Raw genomic sequence first — 21,181 nt, 5'->3', positions numbered from 1 at the left:
TTATGGTCGCTTTACTTACTCAATCTCAACGGGAGCTTATGCTAAAGCGCATGGATCAAAATCCACAGCGCTTCCAGCAAATGATCATCGAAGAGAGTCAACAGCTAATCCAGGACACGCTGAAACGCGGTAACCTATCGGCAGAGTTCACCACTAAGCTATGGGATCTGTTGCTCGCGGGCAACGATCTGAGTACCGCACTACAGCGTTATCTATGGCGAATTCCACTGAAACAAAAACGGGCATTTGTTAAAGGCTTAGACCTGCACCTTTCAGAACGTTATCCCATGTTTAAAGGGTTATCTGAAGGTTGGCCGGGCAGCAATAATATTCCTCCTTACGTTCGTCCTGCGGAAGAACGCCGCAAAGACTTCGATCTAGTGAGCCAAGGCTACCTTGGCTACATGGGGTTGGGTTATTCGCTGCGCGAAGTAGAGCTATTTGTGTGGCTTGAAGTGCTTCGCGATAAGCAATGCGAAGACAAACCTTGTGAAGTCGGTGTCCCAATGTGCGACCGCGACGGCAATCCCGCGGAAGAAGCCGATGGAGGATGTCCGGTTAAGATCCACATACCAGAAGTGTTAAACTTAATGGGCGAAGGCCGTTTTAAAGCGGCATTTGAGCTAATACGCGACGCCAATCCTCTGCCAAATGTTACGGGTCGAGTTTGCCCACAAGAGCTTCAATGCCAAGGTGTATGTACTCACAACGATAGACCGATTGAAATAGGTCAGTTGGAGTGGTTCTTACCACAACGGGAGCGCGAGCTTTCTAATGGTGAGCCGCCGAAACCTGTGGCGTGTAACCCTTGGGTTGCCGCTAGCAAACCGCCAGTGGCTATTGTAGGTTCAGGGCCTTCTGGGTTAATCAATGCTTACCTACTGGCCAAAGCTGGTTACCCCGTGACAGTATTTGAAGCATTCCATGTACTAGGTGGCGTGTTACGTTATGGTATCCCTGAGTTCCGTCTACCGAACCAATTGGTGGATGACGTGGTAGAAAAAATCAAAGCGCTCGGAGGCCGCTTTGTCACTAACTACATCGTTGGTAAAACTGCTACCCTAGCGGACCTCAAACGTGCAGGTTTTGTGAGAGTGTTTGTCGGCACTGGGGCAGGACTACCGCGCTTCATGAACGTTCCGGGTGAACATCTACTTAATATCATGTCAGCGAATGAGTTCTTGACTCGCGTCAACCTGATGCACGCCAACCTCCCTGACTATGAGACACCTATGCCAGAGATGGACAATAAAGAGGTGATGATCATCGGTGGTGGTAATACCGCAATGGACGCCGCGCGAACCGCTCGTCGCCTTGGCGCTAACGTGACTATTGTCTATCGTCGAACGCAACAAGAGATGCCTGCTCGTGTGGAAGAGCTACATCATGCGTTAGAAGAAGGCATTATGCTCAAAGAACTACGCTCTCCTTGTCAGTTTAATGGGGATAAAAACCATGTACTGGCGACTGCCGACTTAGACGTGATGGCACTAGGTGAGCCCGATGCCTCAGGCCGTCGCAGACCGCAGTCAACCGGGGAAACGGAGCTAATGAAGGTCGATTTCGCCATCATGGCTCTGGGTAATAGTTCTAACCCTATAATGAAAGACGCCAACCCAGATCTTAACACCTCGAAATGGGGTACCTTGCTGCTGAATAAAGGCTCGCAAGAAACCTCGCTTGCTGGTGTTTATAGCGGTGGTGATGCGACTCGTGGTGGCTCAACAGCCATTAAAGCGGCAGGTGATGGGCAAGCAGCCGCTCGTGAAATCATGAGTACGCTAGACTTCAATTTAAAAGAAGTCGAAGGGTTAGTCGCGCAGGCAAGCAATTACACTGAACTTGGGCAAATGCCAGCCAAAATCGTCAAACGTCGTCAACTTACGGATGAGATTGTCGAATTTACCATTACCGCCCCACTCATCGCCCGTTCCGCAAAACCCGGTCAGTTTGTACGAGTTCTTGCCGATGAAAAAGGCGAGTTAATTCCACTGACACTCGCTGATTGGGATGCTGAAAAAGGGACGATTGAGTTAGTGATTCAGGGGCTAGGAAGCAGCTCTAAACTTATCAACCGGATGCAGGAAGGCGATGTCTTTGAAGCGATTGCGGGGCCACTAGGTCAAGCAAGTAAAGTCGTTGTGCACCAAGATAATCACAGAGTCTACTTCACCGCAGGTGGTGTGGGTCTTCCGGCTGTTCATCCTATTATGCGCGCACATCTCGAAATTGGTAACAAAGTCACTTTGATTTCCGGTTTTAGAGGCGCACCTCAAGCATTCTGGACTGAGCAAGGCGATAAAGTCGAAACACTCAAAGCGCTCTATCCTGATTTACTGGAAGTCATCTATACCAGTAATGACGGCAGCTTCGGTGTAGAAGGGTTTGTCACTAACCCTCTAAAAGACCGCCTAGATGAACATCAAGCCGGACAAGGCGAACCTATCGCAGAAGTAATTACTATAGGTCCACCACTCATGATGAGAGCTGTAAGCGACTTAACTTTAGAGTACAAAGTGGAGTGCGTGGCGAGCCTTAACTCTATCATGGTAGACGCAACCGGGATGTGCGGTGCGTGTATGGTCCCAGTAATGGAAGATGGAAAATTGATTCGTAAACATGCTTGTATCGATGGCCCAGAGATCAACAGTCATGTGATTGATTGGGACAAGTTCTTACCTAGGTTTAATCAGTTCAAACCGCAGGAAAGAGAGAGTCAGATAAAGCACAAGTTTATTGAGGAGTAAACGACGCGGCGGCTATCAATGATAGCCGCCGTTTTTACTTTCGCTTACTTAAAGCCTTACTTCATTAAAACTCGTAACTCACCGATCCTGCCAGTTTATTATTGGTCCCGTAGTCGTCCTCCGAGAGCATTCCAAAGAAGTTAAACGATGCATTTTTGTTTATCTTATAACTAAGGCCAAGCCCGCCCCAATAACCGCGGTAATTATCCGAACCTATCGAGCCACCAGCAAACCCGAGTACGCTCCAATCCGAGTCATCAATTGGACGAATACCAAACATTCCCAAATAACCGCCGTGACTTTGGCTTCGCATCAGTACATATTCGTTATCCACCTCTTCTGAAGGCATTGCCATTTTTCCATCGTTGTAGCTGTAGCCCGCCATGGGAAATAGCATCCATCCTGCCGGAGAGATGTCAAAGTAACTTAGAGGGATGTAGGTGCCAATACTGTAGTTGTTGCGATAGCTATCATTTTCATAATCAGTACGGCTAAAGTTGAAGTTTAAGATTCCCAAATCAAATAGCCATGAGCCACCCAAGCGCCACTCTCCAGTTTCATTGTATCGAGCGTTGATCATCCTCGCTTCATCAAGACCAATCGAACCAGACACAAACGCAGAGTCTGAATAGCCAGCACCTACTTTGGTAACGATCTTGGTTGGATCTTCATGATGTTTCTCTTTGGCTGAGACTCCTGTCACTACCAATAATCCAACAACGGTAACAAAGCCAAAAGCTCTGACAACCGATGAAAACAGACCATTCTTTTTCATAACGCTTTATTTCTCATTAAAAACAAAAATGCCCCTCACAACTGTGAGAGGCCAATTTACGGTTAGCTCACTAAGTTAGTAGGCGTAGCTGATACTTAGAACATGAATACGGTTGGTATCCACACTGCCAGTAAAATAAGGAATTGTGTCTGTAGGGTCAGTGTAGGTGACGTCTTGAGTACCCATATTACGGTATTGGTATGCGATACCGATCCGATGACCATTTGAACGCTCTTTTTCTGCGCCAAGACCTAACGACCAGTTTGCTCCAATAGGAAGCGCAGGGGTCATTTTGTCTGTGTCATACATTTTCGAGTCGTAACGGATACCACCTTGGTAGGTCCAATCATTTTGAGAATACGCGAGCGCTGTACCTAAGCTATAAACGTTGTTTGCAGCATCATCAAACTGTGACCAAAATTCAACACCCGTCATGGCTTTGAAAGTTAACTCATCTGAGATTTTGTGCTGAAGGCCAAAATCAAGTTGAGCTGGCCAAGAAGCATTTCGCTCAATTGACGTAAACTGGTTGCCATCAAACGACACATCGATATCACCAGAGTTATGCTTTACTTTGTGTTTATAGTTGGCAGATAGAAAAGTAGAGTCTGACACGTCATACATAGCTGATAGCATAAAGCTTGCCGCCGTAGAACTGCCATCTCCATCAAGCCTAGAATCACCACCAAGCTCAAACGACGTCATTAAATGCTGAACGATCAAAGCTCCGCCAAGAGACAGATTGTCGCTTGCCTGAAATCCAGCGGCTAACTGCAAATTTAACGCTTCATCAGACAGTGTTTTTGGAAGACCACCATTAGGTCCTACAAGACCACCGCTATAGTCCATACTCAAACCACCTTCACCATGTAAAGATGCCCCGATAACCCAGCTGTCATTGATTCTCTGTGCATAAGCAAGACTTGGAATAAAGGCATTCGACTCACCTGTCGTTGACTTGTCAACAGAAACCCCAGTACCACTGTGCTCAGTCTTTGCGTTTAAGTACTGAACACCAATAGAAAAACTATTGTCATCTATCGCAGTTAGACCAGCAGGGCTAGTAATCACGGCACTTGCATCAGTACGATTAGATGAGTTCCCTACACCAGCAGAAGAAACACTATCAAAGGTAGCTACTTCGTGAAGTAAGATACCGCCAGCAAATGTGGACGAAGAGAAGGTTACAGCCATTGCGACTGCTAAAAGGTTTTTGTTCATCGTTTGCAACTCACAGATTCGGATGGCGCAAATCATAGTCAAATCAGCAATCCAAAGGTGCACTATGAGTGCATGGTAATAGCTTGTAACGAAAAGCGACGCAGGCAATTGGTCAAACTTCTTCGTTATCGAAGAGATTGAACAATATAAACGGCGTTTATGTTTTATATAACCAGCGGCTTATTTATTCACCGTCTTGGCCCTCTTATAATCACAGACATACAACCCCCAAGAAGCTAAGGAATAGCGCTCATCCCTTTCTTGAGAGGCTTAAAATGTCAGTCCAGAAGATACTTAAAGAGATATACCGCGCTAGCGACGAACTTTCAGGTCAACTTATCCGACGTGGAGCAGTTGTCACTATTCCCAAGGGTAAATTTCTGTTCTTCCAATATCAAAGTGTGAGCGATATCGTTATCCCTTTACAGGGCGTATTAGGTTTTTACCCCACTATCGATGAAGGCACTAACTTGAAGTACGACCTGATTACCCCCGGCATCCTTATCAATGATGTACCATTGATTTTGGGTGAGAGTGCTCAGTCTGATATACAAGCCGTGACCGACAGTACCGTGCTGCTGTTACCCTTTGAGGATGTCAAAGAATTGATGGACTCTTGCTGTAGTTTTTCAAAAATGATCAATTTCTCGTTGGCAAAAAAACAGCGCTTTTGCTTGACATTATTTCGCCTACGTGGCGAAAAAAATACCGATTTGAAGATTCGTTTGGCGATGGAAGCAATCAGTGCAGCGACCTACGATGGGTCTATCCCATTAAATATTCTTACTCTTGCTTCATTACTTAATATGTCGCGAAACACCGTCGGAAGCTATATGAGTAAAGCAATCGCTGCCGGAGAAGTAGAACGAAATGAGCTCGGTTTTCGTTTAATCGAAAAGAGATCTATCGCAGCTTGACTATCTACTAGAGCATGAATCTACAAAACGTGAAATGAAGGAGCGCCAGTGCTTGTACATCAGAAGATATCTAACGCTCCTTCATACATTTACCCTGCTTCAGCACAAGAATAGTACTAAGGTCAATGTCGCCTCAGTATGCGCTAGTTTTTCTTCCTTAGGTGCACTAGCAGTGCATCTGCTTAAAAAACTCACCAACGAAAAATAGGTATTGCCTATCAATAGAAGAGATTTAATTGATTTTAATTCTCATTACCAGTTCATCATAATGGGTCCATAAGATTTGAACTGAGTGATACATCCCATGATTAAGACGATTCGATTTGCCGCTATCCATTTTACTATTGCCTTTACGGTTGCATATGCGCTAACTGGCGAAATCTTAATCGCGAGTATGATTGCAATGCTTGAACCAGCGGTAAATACCGTTGCGTTTTACTTTCACGAACGTGTCTGGGACAAAAACCAACGCCTTCAAGCTTTGAGAAATAACGAAACCATTAAGACAGCTTCATTTGCGACCGTACACTTTAGTGTGGCGTTTGGTGTCGTTTATTTGTTAACGGGTGATGTGTTGGCGGGTGGTATCATGGCAACATTAGAGCCAACGATTAATACCATCGCGTACTTTTTCCACGAAAAGTCCTGGAATAGGAAGCACCAGCACACATGTTTCGCGCATTAATCACGTCAAAGCTATACCAGCACAATGAGAGGAAGTCGTTCATACATTTTGTACGCCATAACGAGATTTCTATCGTACCTGTTTGTATGACTTCCCACCCTATCTTCTAGTGACAAATAAGACATTACTGAAAGTTCAACGCCCCAATGCTATTCACTGAGGCACTGGCAAACCAACTCTTGGACTCCTACACACACGAAAGCCAACTACGTTTCATGACACCGCTAGTACATTCGGTTACAGATCGAAAATTACCCTAGGTGATAGAATAAGAATTGGTGATATTGCTCGCTATAAAAGTTGGAGTGACGGCAAGGATGCTAGGTAATGAACTGTAAAAAATATAGGTTAACTTTCATTCTATTTGGCTTGGCAAACCTCTGCTTAGCTATCTTTCTTATGAGCGATTCTTATGTCGATCAATCGGGCGTCCTTGTAGAGAATTTTGGATTTCTTGCCCTATTCTGGCTATTGCTTTTTAGTTCGGCAATTAGCTGGTTCATTACTTTTAACCGTCGACGTCGTTAAAACAGACAGAACAAAATAAACCAATACCTTCACCCAATCTCTATGAATGTATAGTTACTTAATAAGCTTGACGAAGAGCATTGTTGACTAAGTAACTTTCGACGCTTTAGCACTATTTTTATTTTTCACTGTTTTGGATTTTATATGTATATCGGACTAAAAAGTTTAAATATCAAATGGCTTGTCGCTGCACTAGCTATCACGCTTTCTGGCTGTTCCAGTATGTCTATTGAAGAGTGTAACAACGCTGACTGGTATCAAGTTGGTTATAGCGATGGACTTAACGGTCATAGCCCTAAAATGATTGATAGCTATATCAGTGACTGTAGTGAAGCCGCTGTTTTTCCCGATAGAGAACAATGGTCAAAGGGATTCAAAGTAGGGACGGGGCTGTACTGTTCACCGGATAATGGTTACAAGGTGGGTTATGAGGGACAGCAGTACTACTATGTATGTCCGGGCGAGTCTTTTCTCAAAAACTATGAGTTGGGCAAACAAGCTAGACAACGCGACCAGCGCCTTAAACAGATTGAAACCGAGTTACGTACTATCGAAGATAAGTTAAGAACGACACCAAGCGAAAATCATGATGAGCGCAAACGTCTAGAAGATGAAAAGCGAGATTTAGTGTCAGAGCGTTCTCATCTACTCGGGTTAACCGTACAACATAATTTCAATATCTCATTTTAAGCTGAGTTCTTGCAACCCAACGCCTTCCTCTCACAAAGAGGGAGGCTTACCTTTTAACGATAAAAAACCCACTCAAATTCGGATTGACTGCCGTCATATCGCAATAGTTTTCAGATTGTTAGCCTAATAACTGTACAATTTCTACTCGAACAACCAAAATTAGTCACCACAGGCAGCAATTATTCTTCTATAATCACCGACCGTATTTTTGGTCAACAATCATTTTGATGATTGGTTAACGAGAAACACCAAATACCGCCATCTGCTTTTAGGAACAACGAATGTCATTTTTATCACAAGGTTTTTCATCCGAGATCGTGCAAGCACTGACCGAGTGTGGTTATGAAAAACTCACTCCAGTTCAACAACAAGCGATTCCACATGCTCGTCGTGGACACGATATTCTGGCACACGCTCAAACCGGCACAGGTAAAACAGCCGCTTTCTCTTTGCCAATTATTCAACAGATTGTTGATACTCCAAAGGCTCGCACTCGTGGAGCGGTACGTGCACTTATTCTGGCGCCAACTCGTGAATTAGTGGATCAAATCGCTAATAACATCGAAAGCTACACTCAATACGTCGACGTGTCAGTTGCCGCCGTGTTTGGTGGTGCGAAAATGTCGTCTCAAGAACGTAAACTTGAAGCTGGTGTCGACATTCTGGTTGCAACTCCGGGTCGTCTTATCGAGCATTTGGAGCTTGGTAACGTTAAGCTTGCTAATCTTGAGTTCCTAGTCTTCGATGAAGCAGACCGAATGCTTGATATGGGCTTCATTAGTGCAATTCGCACCATCATGAGCAGCGTTAACAGCCAACCTCAAACCATGCTGTTTTCCGCGACATCATCACCTCAGATGAACGCCCTGGCACAAGATCTATTGCGTAAGCCTAAGCGCATTATTGTCAACGCAGAGAACTCAACCGCAGATACTGTTGCGCACGTAGTTTATCCCGTAGATGAAGATCGTAAGCTTGAACTACTGTCAGAGCTTATTGGTCGTAAAAACTGGCAACAGGTCTTGGTTTTCGTGAATTACAAAGAGACCGCCAATGAAGTGGTAAAAGAGCTCAAACTTGATGGTATTAAAGCGGTGCTTTGCCATGGAGATAAAGCACAAAGCTCTCGTCGTCGCGCTCTGGAAGAATTTAAAACAGGTAAGGCTCGTGTGATGGTGGCAACAGAAGTTGCGGCTCGTGGTTTAGATATTCAAGGTCTTCCGCACGTTGTAAACTATGACATGCCATTCCTAGCTGAAGACTACGTACACCGAATTGGCCGTACTGGCCGTGCAGGTCAGCAAGGTCATGCTGTCTCTTTCGTTAGCCGTGAAGAAGAACTGACTCTGGTTCAGATCGAGAACCTAATTCAACACCGCATTAAGCGTATCCAACTTGCAGGTTACGAGCCAGCAAACCGCGATGCTTTGCTACAGAAAATGCACACTAAACCAGCTTACAAGGACCGCCAAGGTCGTACTAATAATGCGAGCGAGCAAGGCTCTGCGGAGCGCAGATTACGTCTGATGCGAGCAATCAAAAACAAGTCGAGTAAAACAACTCGCCTAAAAGGTTAATCGCAGTTTCACTAGCGAACACCATTAAAAAACGCAGTCGTTAAACGCTGCGTTTTTTGTTTGTCTGTCGACCTATCTCTGTCACTATCGTTACTCAGCTATTTCGCAATCGACTCCAATGAAGCATCCAAGCAGTCCGATATCGTCACCAACTCATCCTTAGCACGCACAACATTGTCGGTGCTTTTGGTACAGTCGAGCGCCAACTTATTCACCACCTCTAAACTGTCGATAGACTGCTCACATAGGTGCAGTGTTTCTACCGAGTCGTTACAGATCTGTTCATTCAGTGCCAGAAGCTGATTATAAGCGACGGTTATATCGTCAAAGCTAGCTGTGGACCGCGTAGTCACTTGAGATATTTCACTCACACTGCTCTCGCTTTTCGCAATAGCTGATACTAAAGTACTCGCCGTATCGATAAGCTGTTTGGTCATGGTTTGAATTTCCGACACAGCGTTTTGGGTGTTCTCCGATAAGGTTCTTACCTCTCCCGCTACGACTGCAAACCCCCGTCCAGCTTCGCCAGCCCTAGCGGCTTCTATAGCAGCATTCAGCGCAAGCAAATTCGTCTGTTCTGAGATCGAAGTAATCACATGCAAAACATCCCGAACCTTCATCGAAACATCGGTCAGTACATTACTTGATTGATTTGCTTCTGCCATTTCGTGTCTGAGTTGATCGACATCTTTTGTTAGTTGCTGGTTGTTCTCCTGAATCGCTAAGAACTGATTGGAGATGGACTGGCTCGCATCAAGACTGCGCTGTGCTTCTTGCTCACCACGGCTTATCGCCACTTGAATATTGTTGATGTCTGACGTGGTATCGGCTAGCTGAGTCACCTGGGTTTTGAACAAGTCATCTAAATCCGAAGAAGCACTTTCGATATGGTGAGTGCAACGCTGAAGCTGCTCAACTGAACCATTAACATCATTGATAAGAGAAACCAATTTATTGAGAGTACTATCGACAGCCGAACCAATCTGACCGAACTCGTCTTGTCCTGAAAAGCCAATTCGGTGGTCAAGTTGACCGCGCTGAACCTGCTGCATAGTATCAATGATGTGTTTGAGAAGCGGTAAGATATTCTGGGAGATGCCGGTGGATAAGAACAGCACCAACCCAACGACTACCAATGAAAAGACAATAATCGCAGCAGGCGATAGTAGTAATTGAACGCCATCGCCACCCGATAACACACCTAAAGCGTACAAATTTGATATACATAAAACAACAATACCCAAGCAACCTACAATGCCCGGTAGCAGCATTTTTACTGGCATACTGATGTTCATAAACAGCCTATCTCGCCAGCCAATCTCAATATCACTCATTTCCATTCCCTTGATTTTCTGACCTTACGGTCAGGATATTGAGCAGGATTTAGCCGATAGTGTCAACTTATTCTGATATTGGAGTGTGAGTTTTATGATGCCTGCGGTTTTATGAATCACGTATAAATGGCACAAGAAAAAACGGCACAAAGAGTGCCGTTTTTCATTAGTATCGCATTCAGCTCATAAGACGATTAGCTGATAACCATTGCGATATAGCCAAGGATTAACACGATAACGGAAGTCAGCGCATACGGCACTGGATAGCCAATCGCCGGCATGTCACTTTGAGTGGCATCTTGAGCTCCTTTCATTGCAGGTGTGCTATTCCTACCACCAGCGCAAGCACCAGCAAGAATGGCCGGATTCATCTTACGAACATACAGACCATACAACCAAGCTAATAACGGTGGAACAAGTGCTGCAGTCACGCCAAGTAACGCTATTTTAATCACAATAATGCCTTGAAATGAGGCTAGGATCTTAGGCCCCACAGTCGCAGCTAGCACCGCTACGAATAAATTAAGGCCAATATCTTGTAAGAAGCTTCGGGCCCCCTCACTCATTGGGCCGCCAAACGCCGGATTACGAGTTCGTAAGAACGAGAACACGATACCAGTAAGCATACAACCAGCAGATGTACCCAAGGCAAATGGGATTCCTGCAATGGTCACACTCAAGTGGCCAAACACATAACCTACCAGCAATGCTAACGCTAAGTAAAATGTTTCTGTGACTGTGCTCTCTACAATAGGCACACTATTCAACTGAGAAGCCGTTTGTTCTACACACCACTGTGAGCCTGCAATACGAACAACATCACCCACTTCTACCGTTGTATTAGGTAATAATGGTTGTTGATGACCTTGTCGAAATAGCGCTTTGAAGTACACGCCAAAACCCACCTCAGCATGCAACTGAGCAATAGTTTTACCTGCATGTTCTGATTTACCCACATGGATGTCAGCAACTTCAATATCGACATTGCGCGCTCGAGGTTCGTCAACTTCATTGCCAATATCTGCTTCACCTTCTTTGATAAGAGCACTGTATTCACCACGAACACCGATAACATCACCTAACTGTAACGTTGGATTCGCCGAAGCATCCAACACTTCATCGCCCCGCACGACTTTTAGCACCACTGCATCGGGGAATTGTTTATAAAGATTTTGGACCGAGCGCCCTACCAACTCTTCATGGGTCACCTTATAGGCACGAACATCGATAGGCAAAGCACCAACGTCTGAAAACCCAAAGGTGCTGGGGAGTTTCTCATTGTCATCGCCGGTAGAAAACTCTTTCTCTGCGTCTTTACCTGCTTTAACGGGATCAATACCAAACATCGAAGGTAAGTATTTGATTAACAGAATAATGAGCACCGTCGACAATACATAACTGATGGCATAGCCCGCTGCGATATTAGCACTGACTTGATCAGCGCTCATCCCCGCCGGCGGCACAAAAGCCCCCGAAGTAATCGCCGATTGTGCGACACCCATTACTGCGGTAACGGTATAGCTTCCAGAGATGATACCTGCCGCATATCCTGGCTCTAATCCCATCAACTTGGCGCCAATCACGACGATGGCGAAGTTACTAAAAACAACGATTAGCCCAATTACGACAAAATCTAAGCCACCTCTCGCCAGTCCGGAAAAGAACTGAGGACCTACTTTCATGCCAATGGCGTACATAAACATCATTAAGAAGATGTCCGATACTAGCCCCGGTTCCTCAATTTTTAATCCAAAGACTGAAAATGAGGTCAACGCCAACGTAACACCAACAATCAATGTACCTGCCGTTGTACCAAGGCTCACACCTTTAACAGTAATACGTCCTAATGGGTACCCTATCGCGAGTGATAGAAATAGAAATACAAATGGGTTTTCAGATAAGTAATTAAAAAGAAAAGACATGATCTCACCTGCTACATTGTGATTGAAGCAGCAGAGCAATGCGACGCATCGCTCTGCCGATTACCTAGAGCGGTGACAACCTTAACCGTGGTTAAAGTTGCTAGACTCGTCGGCATCACTGCCGTTAACCACTGGGTGCTTGTCAAAGAAATCAACACAATGTTGCAAGTCAGAAATCAGCAAGTCCGCCATGTCTCGACTAAAACCGTGACGTACGAGAATACGCATAATAACCAGATCTTGGCGATCCGCAGGCATTGCATACGCTGCAATCTGCCAACCACGAGATCGAATGCGATCCGATAAGTCATAAAGGTTGAAGCCTGGGTTTGCACCTTTCTTGATAGACCAACTTAGTGCTGGAATACCACCGTGGCCATCGTAAATGATTTCAAACATGCCCATCTTCTCAACTTCTTTGGCAATGTAGCGTGCTGTTTCGTAGCATGCATCATGAATCTTTTTATAGCCTTCTTTACCCAATCTTAAGAAGTTGTAGTACTGCGCAACGATTTGTCCCCCAGGGCGAGAGAAGTTCAATGCAAATGTTGGCATGTTACCGCCAAGATAGTTTACATTGAAGATCAAATCCTCATGCAACGCATCAGCATCACGCCACACGACCCAACCCACACCTAATGGCGAAAGCCCAAATTTGTGGCCGGAAGCATTAATCGATTTAACACGAGGCAAGCGGAAGTCCCATTCTAAATCAGGGTCACAGAAAGGCGCTAAAAACGCACCACTGGCGCCATCAACGTGAATAGGAATATCTAAGCCTGTTTCTTCTTGAAGCTTATCTAGCGCTTCATGAACCGCTTTTACTGGCTCATACTGGCATGTGAACGTCACACCAAGAGTCGGCACTACACCAATAGTGTTTTCGTCACAACGTTTGATCACTTCTTCAGGTGTCATGATGAGGCGATCACCTTCCATTGGAATCTCACGAAGTTCAATATCCCAATAGCGCGCAAACTTATGCCAACAAACCTGTACTGGGCCACAAATAAGATTTGGTTTGTCAGTAGGTTTGCCTTGCTTCTTCATTTTTTCGCGCCAAGCCCACTTCAATGCCATCCCGCCAAGCATCGCGGCCTCGCTCGACCCCGTCGTTGAACAACCCATTGGGTTCTCTGCATCTGGCGCATGCCAAAGATCCGCTAACATATGAACACAACGCGCTTCGATCTCCGCCGTTTGTGGGTACTCATCTTTATCAATCATGTTCTTATCGATGCATTCATCCATCAATTGATGAACTTCATCTTCTACCCATGTTTGACAAAATGTCGCTAAGTTCTGACGCGAGTTACCGTCTAGCATAAGTTCATCGTGAACAACTTGATAGGCATGTTCAGGTGCGTGCTCATTCTCAGGGATTCGATACTTGGGCATAACCACTGACAAATCTTTGGAAGAGTAAACATCATCTAACATTGAACCACGAACAGCTGACTTTTTATGAAGAGGCATAATCAATCCTTTATATCATTGAAACTATTGCGTAAGTTGTCATTAAGCATTTGTTTTAAAAGGCACAACGACGTTGGATTAAAGTTAGTCGAGATTCCATTGGCGTGCTAGTTTCATATTCGGTTGATAAGATTCAAATCGTTATTAGTAGACTTTTCTGCAGATGAGAGTAGTGCGGCCTTCCAGTATTATCTGGGGGACTAAAGACCATCATTTTCTCAGCTCATGAGATTAAACCGTCAAGAATGCCTAGAAAATTGACAATAACCGTTACCTGAAACCTAACTAGACGCTTAACACAAACGCAATTCGACTTATACCACCCGCTCTCACTGTCAGATAAATCTTAGTGCCAGAAGCTAAGATAAACGCCTCACCATGCATTTAGTGCGACAGTAAATCCGCCCTACTTGAAGCTTTGATTTACCCTTTTGTTAGTTTGGCTCTCTTTTTGCTTATTATTTGTTCGCTTTATCCTAACTAATAACGAAAATTGGAGATACCACTACATGGATAACCGTATCATTAAGGTTTCAAGGAATACTGAAAAAGCGCCCGTAAGCTCAATATCTACACAGTCTGTTGCCTTTTCTCACTACAATAATATTTCGGCTCAATTACCCATCGATCCTGCTACCAAGACTCTTATTGCGGGTGGTATAGAGCAGCAGGCAAAACAGTGTCTGAAAAATATCAAAATGATAGTAAACAGCATTGAGCATACGATGAGTGACGTGGTGAGGATCAACGTTTACCTGAAAAACATTACCGACCTCGACAAAGTCAATGAAGTCTATGCTTCCTTCTTTCCTCTACACCGCCCCACATATACGTCACTTGCAGTCGCTGACTTGCCAATGAAAGGGGCGTTGGTGCAAATGGACGCTGTCATTTCAAATGGCGAAGGTACCTACCCTCAAGAGCCTTGTGATTTGGTGAAATTAACTCGAAATAGCGTCAACGCGCCGATAACACCACTCTCAAGCCAGACTGTCGCGTTTTCCCACTACAATCATATTTCAGCTCAGCTGCCTATCGAACCAAAGTCGGGGAATGTAGTGACAGGCGGGATAAAAGAACAGACACAACAATGTCTACGCAATATCAAAACGATACTCGAAAGCATTGACGTGCCGATGGATGATATCGTCAAAACAAATATTCATATCACAAAGTTGGAAGATCTTGAGGCCGTTGACGAAGTGTATAAAACCTTCTTCCCAGATTCTTCCATTGCTCGTGCCGTTAATTACTTACCTGCACGCTCCAGTGTGGTTGTGGAAGGCTTAGCGCTGGATGCACTCGTACAAATAGATGCGACCGTTTCTCACGGCGATGGTACACCGCCTCAATTAGTTGAAGACCGTCACGGCATCGTTATTAAGGCAACCAATACCGAAAAAGCACCGTTAAACGCCCTATCGACGCAAAGCGTGGCCTTCTCTCACTACAACAATATCTCAGCGCAACTGCCTATTGATCCTTCGATAGGAAAGATTGTTGCTTCAGGGACAAAAGAACAAGCGATGCAATGCTTCGAGAACATTAAAGCCATCGTAGAAAATATCGACCACGTGATGGATGATATTGTTAAACTCAACATTCAGCTAAAAGACATGAATGATTTGTGCGCACTAGAAGAAGTATTGAGAAGCTATTTCAGTGATTTGTTGCCAGCGTTGACCGTTATCGGCGTATCCAGTTTACCGTCTAATGCGGTAGTTCAAATAGATGCCATTATGTCGAACACCGAAGGTACGCCACCGAACAAATAGGCTAATGGCAGCTCGCTGACAAGGTTTCCTGCTGACCTGAGTGCCCTTGAAGTTATCTTCTAGGGCACTTTTACTAACGAAACACCGATCTATTACAATGTGATGCTCTTAACCATCCCAGCTTCTGCATGGCCTGGAATGTTGCAAGCAAACTCGACTTGTTTCTCACCATGAAAATGCCATAGCAACTGTCCTGCTTTGCCTGGTTCAAGATAAACCACGTTGCCCATACCATGATGATCATGTCCCGCTGGCATCGATTTCATCATTTCACGGTGTTCCAATTGTTCTGCAATAGAACCGATAGAAAACTCATGGTCGATTTTGCCAGTGTTCATGACCACAAACTGAACGACGTCATTAGGTTCTATCTTAACATCACGCTTAAAAGTGATTTTCATGTCATCCGTTAAAATCACATGTACCACTTTATCGGGTTTCGCTCCCTTGGCAGGCATACCCACAGCAGACATCCCGTCCATGTTCATCATATTACTATGGTCCATCTTAGCGTCGTCCATATTAGAATGATTCATCATGCCATGGTCCATATTGGAGTGATCCATTTTCGAATGATCCATACCTTCTGCCATCACGGCGGTTGAAGCGATGGTAAGAGCTAATGTTATCAGTGTTTTTTTCATGATTGCTTCCTTTTTAAATAAGTGATTAGCGGCCTCTTCATTAGAGGCCGCCAACGGTTATTGGTTAATTTCTTTTGATTTCCATAACTTGTAGATAGCCGGAAGGACCAGCAATGTGAGCAGTAATGCGGACGCCATGCCGCCAATCATTGGAGCGGCGATCCGTTGCATCACTTCAGAGCCAGTACCTGAACCGTACATAATTGGAATAAGACCGATGATGACTGTTAACACCGTCATCATGACGGGACGCACGCGCAGCCCTGCGCCTTCACGGATCGCCTCGGTTAACATATCGAGCGTTAATGGCGATTTGTTTTCTTGTGCCGCTAGTTTGCGTGCATGCCATGCTTGATTTAGGTAAACCAGCATAATGACCCCAATCTCGACGGCTACTCCAGCAAGCGCGATAAAGCCCACTCCTACAGCAATCGAGAAGTTGTACCCAAGGTAGTGCATAAGCCACAACCCACCTACCATTGCGAGCGGCAGTGTCCCCATAATGACCAGCACTTCACCTACCCTTCTAAAACTAAGGTAAAGCAACAACATAATAATGGAGAGAGTAACAGGCACAACAACGCTTAAACGCTCTTTGGCGCGCTCCATATACTCATATTGACCAGACCACGTTAGCGAGTACCCCGCTGGTAGGGGCAATTGCTCTGCCACAATGTTTTGAGCTTCAGTGACATACGACCCAAGATCGCGCTCAGCAATATCAACAAACACCCAGCCGTTCGGGCGAGCGTTCTCAGTCTTAATCATTGGCGGGCCATCTTCATAGCGAATTTCCGCCACATCTGCTAACGCGATTCGAGCACCATTTGGAGTGACAAGAGGCAGGTTCTGTAGCTTCACCACCGAATCACGATAATCTTGTGGATAGCGAACGTTAATTGGGTATCGCTCCAACCCTTCCACTGTCTCGCCCACATTCATACCACCCACTGCCGTTGACACAACTTGCTGAACATCACTGACGTTCAGACCATAACGCGCGGCGGCGAGTCGTTTGATATCAATCGTGACGTATCGTCCACCCGCTACCCTTTCGGCATATACCGACACCGTGCCTTGAATCGTATTGAGGATAGGTTCGATATTGGCACCTATCTCCTCGATGACTTTGAGATCAGGTCCAGCGATCTTGATACCTATTGGCGTCTTTATCCCAGTGGCCAACATGTCGATGCGAGTCTTAATTGGCATTACCCACGCGTTTGTTAGCCCTGGGAACTGAACCAAATCATCAAACTCCTTACGTAGTGATTCTGTGGTAACGCCATCTCGCCACTCTGAGCGAGGCTTCAATTGGATGGTGGTCTCAATCATGGTTAAAGGGGCTGGGTCAGTGGCAGTTTCTGCACGACCAATCTTGCCCCACACAGTCTCGACTTCAGGAACGGTCTTGATCAACTTGTTGGTTTGTTGAAGCAGTTCACGTGCTTTACCAATCGAGATACCAGGATAAGTCGTTGGCATGTACATCAAATCCCCTTCATCCAAAGGCGGAATAAACTCACTACCTAACTTACTGGTCGGATAGAAAGCCGACCCCATCAAGACGATAGCCAGTACAATCATCGATTTAGGGTAACGAAGACTTAGGTTAAGCATCGGTCGATACAAGACAATCAACGCTTTGTTGACGGGATTTTTATGTTCGGGCAGCACTTTCCCACGAATAAAGTACCCCATCAGCACAGGCACCAAAGTAATGGCTAAACCCGCAGCTGCTGCCATGGCGTATGTTTTGGTATAAGCGAGTGGTGAGAACATTTTGCCTTCCTGCCCTTCAAGCGCGAACACAGGAACAAAACTCAATGTGATAATAAGCAAAGAGAAAAACAGCGGAGCACCGACTTCTTCTGCTGCACGTCCGATAACTTGCCAGCGGTTTTTATCGGTGAGGTGCGTTTTCTCGATATGTTTGTGAACATTTTCGATCATCACTATCGCACCATCGACCATAGCCCCAATGGCAATAGCGATCCCACCCAACGACATAATATTGGCGTTAATCCCTTGCCAGTGCATGACGATAAATGCGGACAAAATGCCAATGGGCAAACTAATAGCAATCACAAGTGAAGAACGAATGTGGAATAAGAACAGCGCACAGACTATGGCTACTACCACGAACTCTTCTGCCAACTTCTTCCATAGATTTTCAACCGCCGCATCGATGAGCGTTGAACGGTCATAAGTCGCAACAATCTCAACGCCATCAGGCAGACCGCGTTGCAGCTCTTCCAACTTTGCTTTGACATCATGAATAACCTGACTGGCGTTCTCCCCAAAACGCATAACGATAACGCCACCAACCGCTTCACCTTCACCATTAAACTCGGAAATACCACGACGCATTTGAGGCCCAAGATTGATGTCCGCGATATCCCCCAGCAATAGAGGAGTACCTTTGCTCGTCACCTTAAGAGGAAGCGCTTTGATATCCTCAATGCTACTCAAGTAACCCGTAGTGCGAACCATATGTTCAGCCTCACCGACCTCTATCACTGATGCACCAGTCTCTTGGTTACCATTTTTGATAGCCATGTTGACCTGCTGCAAGGTCAGGTCATAAGCACGTAACTTAGCAGGATCAATTTGGACCTGATACTGCTTGACCATACCGCCTACCGTCGCGACTTCCGAAACGCCAGCAACTGTCTGTAACTCATACTTTAAAAACCAGTCTTGTATACTGCGAAGTTCTGCTAGGTCATGCTGGCCTGTCTTGTCTTGTAGTACGTAGCTGTAAATCCAGCCCACCCCTGTCGCATCGGGACCCAAAGTCGGCTTTGCCTGTGCTGGTAAGTTAGGCGTAACTTGGCTTAAGTACTCTAAAACCCGCGAACGTGCCCAGTACATGTCGGTATCATCGTTGAAGATAATGTACACATACGAATCACCGAAGAAGGAGTATCCCCGCACCGTTTCTGCGCCCGGCACCGCTAACATGGCGGTCGTCAGAGGATAAGTAACCTGATCCTCAACAACCTGAGGAGCCTGTCCCGGATAACTGGTTTTGATAATCACCTGAACATCTGACAGATCAGGAATAGCGTCAACAGGTGTATTCTTCACACTGTACAAACCTGCTAACGTCAAAAAGCAGGTTGCGACCAAGACGAGAAAACGATTATTGATAGACCAACGAATAATGGCTCCAATCATGGCTGACCTCCTCCACGCTGCAGATCAATAAGCACATAGTCCGAACCCTGCTTCGTCACTAAGAAGCGCACCGTTTCGCCTTCAGCGAAGCCAGTTAAATCCACATCTCCTTGAGAAGTGAAGTTCATTTCTCCGGCTTCCCAGCCCCATTCAGCAACGGCGTTGTGACTGAGGGTTATCATGCCAAAATCAGCCATCAACATAGTGATATCCCCTTGAACCCAAACTTGCTCGACAACCCGTTTGTCACTCACTTTGAGATCGATAATGGCGTATTGCCCTGAATCGGTCTTTGCCATTTCAAACTCAACCTGTTGACCCGATTGCAAGGTGTTAAGGTTGACACCCTTGTCCACCGTGAAATCCATCGTCATCCCCGGCCAATCCCACTCTGGTACGGGTTGGTGATTAATGGTCAACATATTGTGCCCTGCCATCACACTCGTGATTTCACCTTGCGCCCACACAGTCTTCGCTGGCAGTTCTACGCCATTGATTCGCGACAAATCCGCACTTTGGCTTGACTCCGAATCCAACATAAACTGCGCAGAGGTCACCACCTTGTCACTTGTGGTCAATCCTGCTAACACCTCAACTCGGTCACGGGCCTCTCGTCCAATATCGATACGTGCCGAGCGGTATTTACCGCCTCCTTCGGATAACACCACGCGAGTCATCCCTCCAGAGCGAATCACGCTTGAACGAGGTATAGTGAGCACGGCTTGCTCCGTCTTGGGTTGCAGCGCAATGTTGGCAAACATATTTGGCTTTAATTGATGATCTGGGTTAGCAAACTTGAGTCTTACTCTTAGCGTTCTCGTTGCAGGGTCGAGAATCGGATAAACATAGTCAATTTCTCCTTGCCATTCCCTGCCTGATAGCGCGTCTAATGTCATCGTTGCTTGGCTACCCGCTTTGATCCATTCCGCTTGGCGTTCGAACACTTCAGCATCGACCCAAACTTCATCAATTGGCCCCGCACTGATAACCGATTGAGCTGGGGACAAATAGCCACCTTCTCGGATATTCAATGTAGCCACTACACCATTGCCCAGTGCCTTGATATCAATGGTCTGGGACGCTTTGCCTTGCTTGACTATCTGGTTAATTTGAGCTCGGTCTACACCCAGGGAAATTAAACGCTCCGTGGCGCCTTTAACCAAACTACTGCGTCCTGTGCGATGGGCATTAAGTAACTCTTCCTGCGCTTTGACCAGCTCTGGTGAATAAAGCTTGAATAACACATCTCCTTTGTTAACACGCTCTCCCACAGCGTTGATATAGAGCTTTTCGACCCAGCCCGCAACGCGCACATTGGTTTGCCACAAACGACTTTCATCAAAAGCGATATAGCCGACTGTCTCGATACGCGGCGATAGCTTCGCTAGCTTTACCGGTTCTGTTTTTACTCCTAAATTGTTCTCCACCGCAGGGTTGATGTTGACCGTTCCTGGTTTGTCATTACCACCGTTAAGGTCATCGGCGTACACTGGGATAAGGTCCATTCCCATTGGGGATTTACCTGGTTGATCGCGTTGATAGTTTGGGTCCATCGGTGCTACCCAGTACAGCGGCTCTTTCGCTCCCGTTGTACTGGCATTTTCATCGGACGCCTCCGCCATGTTATGACCTCCGACATAAGGAGCGACTAGCACACCAATTCCAGCGCCAACCGCTAAGGCCAATAGCGCAACATTCAATGTCTTCATC

15 protein-coding genes are annotated in these 21,181 nt (G+C 45.8%); 7 read left to right on the top strand and 8 right to left on the bottom strand.

Features of this window, described 5'->3' with window-relative positions:
* The first annotated feature begins 2 nt into the window (after positions 1–2).
* Complete coding sequence (locus JKJ11_RS04980; protein ID WP_006071347.1) at positions 3–2,747, top strand: sulfide/dihydroorotate dehydrogenase-like FAD/NAD-binding protein; 2,745 nt, start codon at positions 3–5, stop codon at positions 2,745–2,747.
* A 64-nt stretch (positions 2,748–2,811) separates the two neighbouring features.
* Here the strand turns inward: JKJ11_RS04980 and JKJ11_RS04975 are convergent, their stop codons facing one another.
* Entirely contained in the window at positions 2,812–3,522 is a 711-nt protein-coding gene (locus JKJ11_RS04975) for a ShlB/FhaC/HecB family protein (protein WP_006071348.1), read from the bottom strand.
* Between the two features lie 75 nt (positions 3,523–3,597).
* Complete coding sequence (locus JKJ11_RS04970; protein WP_252038811.1) at positions 3,598–4,743, bottom strand: OmpP1/FadL family transporter; 1,146 nt, start codon at positions 4,741–4,743, stop codon at positions 3,598–3,600.
* Between the two features lie 275 nt (positions 4,744–5,018).
* On the opposite strand from JKJ11_RS04970, the gene JKJ11_RS04965 reads away from it, so the two are divergent.
* The 5 genes from JKJ11_RS04965 (at position 5,019) to JKJ11_RS04950 (ending at position 9,140) form a co-directional block, all read left to right on the top strand.
* A complete protein-coding gene (locus JKJ11_RS04965; RefSeq protein WP_236110553.1) occupies positions 5,019–5,660 on the top strand; it encodes a Crp/Fnr family transcriptional regulator in 642 nt (213 codons plus the stop codon).
* Positions 5,661–5,964: 304 nt separating this feature from the next.
* Positions 5,965–6,345, top strand: coding sequence for a DUF2061 domain-containing protein (locus JKJ11_RS04960; protein WP_063605719.1), 381 nt, complete (start codon positions 5,965–5,967; stop codon positions 6,343–6,345).
* A gap of 327 nt (positions 6,346–6,672) precedes the next feature.
* Positions 6,673–6,873: a DUF3955 domain-containing protein gene (locus JKJ11_RS26065; RefSeq protein WP_088876908.1), complete on the top strand. Its 201-nt coding sequence runs from the start codon at positions 6,673–6,675 to the stop codon at positions 6,871–6,873.
* Positions 6,874–7,017: 144 nt separating this feature from the next.
* The gene (locus JKJ11_RS04955; protein WP_006071352.1) at positions 7,018–7,563 is read left to right on the top strand and encodes a DUF2799 domain-containing protein; all 546 of its coding nucleotides are present in this window, start codon (positions 7,018–7,020) and stop codon (positions 7,561–7,563) included.
* A gap of 281 nt (positions 7,564–7,844) precedes the next feature.
* Positions 7,845–9,140 (top strand): DEAD/DEAH box helicase, encoded by a 1,296-nt coding sequence (locus JKJ11_RS04950; protein ID WP_006071353.1) that lies wholly within the window; start codon positions 7,845–7,847, stop codon positions 9,138–9,140.
* 98 nt (positions 9,141–9,238) lie between these two features.
* Here the strand turns inward: JKJ11_RS04950 and JKJ11_RS04945 are convergent, their stop codons facing one another.
* The 3 genes from JKJ11_RS04945 to gad form a co-directional block, all read right to left on the bottom strand.
* Entirely contained in the window at positions 9,239–10,474 is a 1,236-nt protein-coding gene (locus tag JKJ11_RS04945) for a methyl-accepting chemotaxis protein (protein WP_198557522.1), read from the bottom strand.
* A 194-nt stretch (positions 10,475–10,668) separates the two neighbouring features.
* Positions 10,669–12,396: an aspartate:alanine exchanger family transporter gene (locus JKJ11_RS04940; protein WP_198557520.1), complete on the bottom strand. Its 1,728-nt coding sequence runs from the start codon at positions 12,394–12,396 to the stop codon at positions 10,669–10,671.
* Positions 12,397–12,477: 81 nt separating this feature from the next.
* On the bottom strand, positions 12,478–13,872 hold the full coding sequence (gene gad / locus JKJ11_RS04935) for a glutamate decarboxylase (protein WP_198557519.1): 1,395 nt from the start codon (positions 13,870–13,872) through the stop codon (positions 12,478–12,480).
* 509 nt (positions 13,873–14,381) lie between these two features.
* On the opposite strand from gad, the gene JKJ11_RS04930 reads away from it, so the two are divergent.
* A complete protein-coding gene (locus tag JKJ11_RS04930) occupies positions 14,382–15,647 on the top strand; it encodes a RidA family protein (RefSeq protein ID WP_252038810.1) in 1,266 nt (421 codons plus the stop codon).
* 92 nt (positions 15,648–15,739) lie between these two features.
* Here the strand turns inward: JKJ11_RS04930 and copI are convergent, their stop codons facing one another.
* Genes copI through JKJ11_RS04915 form a run of 3 tightly spaced genes read right to left on the bottom strand, consistent with a single transcriptional unit; the run spans position 15,740 to position 21,180 of the window.
* The gene (copI, locus tag JKJ11_RS04925) at positions 15,740–16,291 is read right to left on the bottom strand and encodes a copper-resistant cuproprotein CopI (protein WP_124940803.1); all 552 of its coding nucleotides are present in this window, start codon (positions 16,289–16,291) and stop codon (positions 15,740–15,742) included.
* Positions 16,292–16,348: 57 nt separating this feature from the next.
* Positions 16,349–19,471, bottom strand: a complete 3,123-nt coding sequence (locus tag JKJ11_RS04920) for an efflux RND transporter permease subunit (RefSeq protein ID WP_252038809.1) — start codon at positions 19,469–19,471, stop codon at positions 16,349–16,351.
* Complete coding sequence (locus tag JKJ11_RS04915) at positions 19,468–21,180, bottom strand: efflux RND transporter periplasmic adaptor subunit (protein WP_252038808.1); 1,713 nt, start codon at positions 21,178–21,180, stop codon at positions 19,468–19,470. The genes JKJ11_RS04920 and JKJ11_RS04915 overlap by 4 nt, the downstream gene beginning before the upstream one ends.
* Position 21,181: the final 1 nt, after the last annotated feature.

Source organism: Vibrio sp. SCSIO 43133 (assembly GCF_023716845.1).
Taxonomy (GTDB): domain Bacteria; phylum Pseudomonadota; class Gammaproteobacteria; order Enterobacterales; family Vibrionaceae; genus Vibrio; species Vibrio mediterranei.
This window is presented reverse-complemented; position numbering and strand designations above follow the sequence as displayed.

Bases quoted from the DNA above. Each gene is read 5' to 3' on its own strand.
- JKJ11_RS04980 (WP_006071347.1), top strand. From the start codon at position 3: ATGGTCGCTTTACTTACTCAATCTCAACGGGAGCTTATGCTAAAGCGC.
- JKJ11_RS04975 (WP_006071348.1), bottom strand. From the start codon at position 3,522: ATGAAAAAGAATGGTCTGTTTTCATCGGTTGTCAGAGCTTTTGGCTTT.
- JKJ11_RS04970 (WP_252038811.1), bottom strand. From the start codon at position 4,743: ATGAACAAAAACCTTTTAGCAGTCGCAATGGCTGTAACCTTCTCTTCG.
- JKJ11_RS04965 (WP_236110553.1), top strand. From the start codon at position 5,019: ATGTCAGTCCAGAAGATACTTAAAGAGATATACCGCGCTAGCGACGAA.
- JKJ11_RS04960 (WP_063605719.1), top strand. From the start codon at position 5,965: ATGATTAAGACGATTCGATTTGCCGCTATCCATTTTACTATTGCCTTT.
- JKJ11_RS26065 (WP_088876908.1), top strand. From the start codon at position 6,673: ATGAACTGTAAAAAATATAGGTTAACTTTCATTCTATTTGGCTTGGCA.
- JKJ11_RS04955 (WP_006071352.1), top strand. From the start codon at position 7,018: ATGTATATCGGACTAAAAAGTTTAAATATCAAATGGCTTGTCGCTGCA.
- JKJ11_RS04950 (WP_006071353.1), top strand. From the start codon at position 7,845: ATGTCATTTTTATCACAAGGTTTTTCATCCGAGATCGTGCAAGCACTG.
- JKJ11_RS04945 (WP_198557522.1), bottom strand. From the start codon at position 10,474: ATGAGTGATATTGAGATTGGCTGGCGAGATAGGCTGTTTATGAACATC.
- JKJ11_RS04940 (WP_198557520.1), bottom strand. From the start codon at position 12,396: ATGTCTTTTCTTTTTAATTACTTATCTGAAAACCCATTTGTATTTCTA.
- gad (WP_198557519.1), bottom strand. From the start codon at position 13,872: ATGCCTCTTCATAAAAAGTCAGCTGTTCGTGGTTCAATGTTAGATGAT.
- JKJ11_RS04930 (WP_252038810.1), top strand. From the start codon at position 14,382: ATGGATAACCGTATCATTAAGGTTTCAAGGAATACTGAAAAAGCGCCC.
- copI (WP_124940803.1), bottom strand. From the start codon at position 16,291: ATGAAAAAAACACTGATAACATTAGCTCTTACCATCGCTTCAACCGCC.
- JKJ11_RS04920 (WP_252038809.1), bottom strand. From the start codon at position 19,471: ATGATTGGAGCCATTATTCGTTGGTCTATCAATAATCGTTTTCTCGTC.
- JKJ11_RS04915 (WP_252038808.1), bottom strand. From the start codon at position 21,180: ATGAAGACATTGAATGTTGCGCTATTGGCCTTAGCGGTTGGCGCTGGA.